Raw genomic sequence first — 3627 nt, 5'->3', positions numbered from 1 at the left:
AGACCGGCGAGGCGCAGCCCATCGGCGGAAGGGGGAAAGCCCGACCGTCCCGCACCAGAGAAAGGGGGTGAGTAAATGGCAGTTGAAGTTCTGGCACAGCGCATCGCGGAAGCGTGGGCGCTTGTCAGGAAGGGCGATGACTTTGGAATCGGACGCCGCTTCCTGAACCAGCACGGGGTCATCTGACCCTGCCGTGTCGTCCCTTTCGGGGCGGCACACCGGAACCCTAACCGAAGATCGCAACGACGATCAAGACACCACGAGAGAAAACCCATGAACATGAAGCCCAACACCGACACCGCCGCCGCCGTCATCGAGTATGTTCCGCTGGCCGACCTCTACCTGTCCGACCTAAACCCGCGTCAGGGGCCGATCCCGAGGGGATCGCGCTGCTGGCTCAAAGCATCGTCACCTGCGGACTGGTTCAGAACCTTGCGGGCCTTCGCGACGACGCGGGCCGCGTGGGCATTGTCGCGGGGGGGCGACGCCTTCGCGCCCTCGCCCTCGCCGTGGAAACAGACCCGTCGCTGGCGCTGGTGCCCGTTCGTCTTGCCCCGACCGCGCTGACCGCGCAAGCATGGGCGAACGCGGAAAACTCCGCCCGCGAAGCCCTCGCCCCCGCTGATGAAATCCGCGCCTATGGCCGGATGCGGGACGCGGGCGCACTGGCCCCGAGCATCGCCAAGGCGTTCGGCGTGACCGAGGCGCATGTCTACCGTCGCCTCAAGCTGGCCGACCTGCCCGCCCCCGTGCTGGACGCGTTGGCCGCAGGGCAGATCAACCTTGCCACCGCCACCGCTTTTACCGTGTCGAACGACGAGGCCCTGCACGAGACTTGGCTATATCCGCCGCGAGGATGCCGCCACCGCCGCCGAGGCGGGCGTGATCGACGCGCCCCGTGACGGAATGGGCAACGGGGCGACCGCCGAGAAAGGCCCCTACAGCGCCAAGCTGATCGAGGACATGAAGGCCGTCCGTCTGAACGCCGCGCAGACCGCGCTTTTGTCCAAGCCGAGCCTTGTTCTGGACCTGCTGGCCTTCCGCACCAAGCGTATCGCTGGTGGACACCTCGCCCTCGTGCGCCGCCTTCGGGACAATCAGGTTTTTCCGCTTTCCGATTGTCACCTGCTGGACGCCCCCGAGGCATAGCCCACCGCATGAACCCCAACGGAAAGCGGCCTCCCCGCTTTCCGCCAGACAGGAGATCATTGGAATGACCATCGGAGAACTCGAACGCCGCGCAGGGATCGAACAAACACCCGAAGCCCGCGCGCAATTCTGGAAGCCCTTCGCGCATCTCGAAGCCCGTGCCATGCTCGATGCCGCACGCCAGGAATTGTATCGCCTCATCGAAGCACAGTCCCAAGGCGACGACGAACCAGCGGACGGCGTGACAGCCCAGGAACACAAGGCGTTGCGGGCCTTCGCATCGGAACATGGCCGGTGCTGGAAAGCGGAACTGCGAAAGCAATGGATGAGCGCCAGCGCCGAGCCTGTCCTTCACCGCCTACGCAATCGGCTTGGGCCCTCGTGGCTTGTTCGGTTCCGGCTTGATCGCTGACTGGATGCCTAACGGCGAAAACGCCTTGCGTGACACGAACCCGCAAGAAAGGGTGGACCCATGAGGAAGATCTATCACCGCATTTATCTTGCCGGATATGGCGGTTGGCAGATGCCACGCCGCCTTCGCAAGCTGATAGCTGGAACGCAGGCGCATCGGGCATGGCTTCTGGGCGTTACCGGCTGTTTCGAACAAGATGGCGTCCGATACGGCCCTGCCTTCCCCTACGGGGCGGCACATCAGCATGACAATCCCGACGACGAATGGAGCGACCCAATGACGAAGCCCTTTTCAGTGAAGGAATGCTTGTCATCCGCAATCTTCTGGAAGGCCAGATGCTGACCAGAACGCAACCTGGCCCCGACGCCGCCTTGCTTGTCGCAGAGGCATATCACAACCTGCGCGATGACGATTGCAGCTTGGCGATCGTTGCGGCCCGCTTGCGGGAGTTGCAGGAGAAATATCCAGATGCCCCGTCATGGATGCCGAAGGCGTATCTTTGGCTTCAGGACCAGCCCGAACCTTTCCACCTCGCCTAGACGCGCGGTTGAGATAGGCCGGAAAACGGCCTAGTCTCCCACGCGTAGACTTTTCCAGTTGCGGCTAACTGGAACCTCGGCCCTGCTTCGGCAGGGCCTTTTTTTAATGCTACCGGCCAGCAAAAGGAAAGCCGCGCTTGGCGCGGCTTTGGATAGTTCTGGTCAGATCAGAGGATCGACGCGGCCCGAGGGGCCACGCTCACCCCTGCTTTGAGGCCGTCCACGCCGTGTCCGGATCACTCCCACGGATTGATAATCTCTATCTTCATAGCCGCGAAGGGCGTCACATCGCGGGTGGCGACCGCAGCGAAGTTGTTCCCTCGTGCGATTGCCGCGATAGCACCGTCAGGAAAGGTGATCGTATGCCCCTGTTTGCGGGCGTCCGCCATCATGGACCCAAAAAAATATGCAGCCGTGGCATCGAAGGGAAGGATGCGACCGTAAAAGATCGTTTCTATCAGATGGCTTACCCCATCGCTCAAAACAGTCTTTCGCTTGCCCTCGGGAAGTTGATCGACCCCAAAGAATAGCTCTGCCACCGTGATCGCAGTCAGATAGGTGGACGACATGTCCAGCGTGTCGAGCCATGCCATGACCTTCGGATCCGGTTTCGGCTTCTGCGTTTCGGAAATCACATTCGTATCGAGGATAATCATTCGAAAGTTGCGCCTTCCACGGGTGACGGGTCGCGCAGATCGTCAAAATCGCTGCCGTGATGTCCTGACCATGCGGACCGCATCTGCTGACCAAGCCCATTCCCTGTTTCTTGGGAAACGGCGGCCGTCAGAATAGCTCGCATCTCTGCTTCCGTGCTGCGCTGATGACGAACGGCACGGAGCTTCAGGGCAGTGTGAACTTCATCTGGAACGTTGCGAATGGTGACATTTCCCATCGTGTAGACTCCTTTGATGATCTTTAGTTACAGTAATGATAGCACTTTCCCATTATGCTATCAATGGCGCATCCCTCGCGCCGTCTGGTCTAGGGCTTTCGCCCTGGACCTCCCTGCCCGAGTGACCGCGCTCTAGGCTCCGGCCGGCTGCACCGGCCTGTACCCCGAACCTCGCTCGCCCCTTCTCCCTTCGCGCCAAGAGGCCCCGCCCCTGTCTCTCCGAGCCAGCGCCGGGGCCGCGCGAATGGTCGAAGGTGCGGCGAGTTTCGGCCCTGCGGGTGACGATCGCTTGCGCGGTAAGGGTTACTTCAATCGTCGTCGCAGCCGCACCAGTCGATTTCATTTCTTATAACAGGGATGAAACGTGCGGCTTTGACGACCGAGTAAATACGATCAAGACGATCCTGCTCAGGCAAAGACCCTTCTTTTAGGATGGTCCGAACTTCTTCAAGACAATCTTCTAAACGCAGAAGCTCTTTAGCCAGTAATCGTCGGTTCTTGTCTAGCCGATGCATCGCACCGAGGGATCGGAGAACATCAGCGCCATCTTGTGTCGCCTCTGCATGTTCTAGTGCTGCAATGTCTTCGCGAAGTTCATCTATGACCCGTATCTCCCAGCCGCGGGGGGGCAATGT

Annotated in this window: 7 protein-coding genes; 4 read left to right on the top strand and 3 right to left on the bottom strand. The window is 60.8% G+C overall.

Translation table 11 applies throughout. From position 1 onward, the window contains the following. Positions 1-461 precede the first annotated feature (461 nt). The 4 genes from CN97_RS19590 to CN97_RS19575 all read left to right on the top strand — a co-directional run bounded on the left by CN97_RS19590 (position 462) and on the right by CN97_RS19575 (position 2100). Positions 462-902 carry a ParB/RepB/Spo0J family partition protein gene (locus CN97_RS19590; protein ID WP_035715254.1) on the top strand — a complete coding sequence of 147 codons (441 nt, stop codon included), beginning with the start codon at positions 462-464 and terminating at the stop codon, positions 900-902. Beyond that, a complete protein-coding gene (locus CN97_RS19585) occupies positions 883-1149 on the top strand; it encodes a hypothetical protein (RefSeq protein ID WP_035715251.1) in 267 nt (88 codons plus the stop codon). Before CN97_RS19590 ends, CN97_RS19585 begins: the two co-directional genes overlap by 20 nt. A 64-nt stretch (positions 1150-1213) precedes the next feature. Further along, complete coding sequence (locus tag CN97_RS20045) at positions 1214-1561, top strand: hypothetical protein (RefSeq protein ID WP_051911501.1); 348 nt, start codon at positions 1214-1216, stop codon at positions 1559-1561. Positions 1562-1896: 335 nt separating this feature from the next. Beyond that, complete coding sequence (locus CN97_RS19575) at positions 1897-2100, top strand: hypothetical protein (RefSeq protein WP_088233892.1); 204 nt, start codon at positions 1897-1899, stop codon at positions 2098-2100. A gap of 236 nt (positions 2101-2336) precedes the next feature. Here the strand turns inward: CN97_RS19575 and CN97_RS19570 are convergent, their stop codons facing one another. From CN97_RS19570 to CN97_RS21045, 3 genes are all read right to left on the bottom strand, one after another. Then, on the bottom strand, positions 2337-2756 hold the full coding sequence (locus CN97_RS19570; protein ID WP_035715247.1) for a type II toxin-antitoxin system VapC family toxin: 420 nt from the start codon (positions 2754-2756) through the stop codon (positions 2337-2339). Continuing rightward, complete coding sequence (locus CN97_RS20465) at positions 2753-2992, bottom strand: FitA-like ribbon-helix-helix domain-containing protein (RefSeq protein ID WP_084684284.1); 240 nt, start codon at positions 2990-2992, stop codon at positions 2753-2755. Before CN97_RS20465 ends, CN97_RS19570 begins: the two co-directional genes overlap by 4 nt. Positions 2993-3300: 308 nt before the next feature. After that, positions 3301-3627 (bottom strand): hypothetical protein (locus CN97_RS21045; protein WP_169743209.1); only part of this gene is annotated, 327 nt, incomplete at its 5' end.

The sequence above is a fragment of the Haematobacter massiliensis genome (genome assembly GCF_000740795.1).
Classification (GTDB): domain Bacteria; phylum Pseudomonadota; class Alphaproteobacteria; order Rhodobacterales; family Rhodobacteraceae; genus Haematobacter; species Haematobacter massiliensis.
The sequence above is the reverse complement of the archived record's forward strand: the minus strand, read 5'-3'. Positions and strand labels throughout refer to the sequence as shown.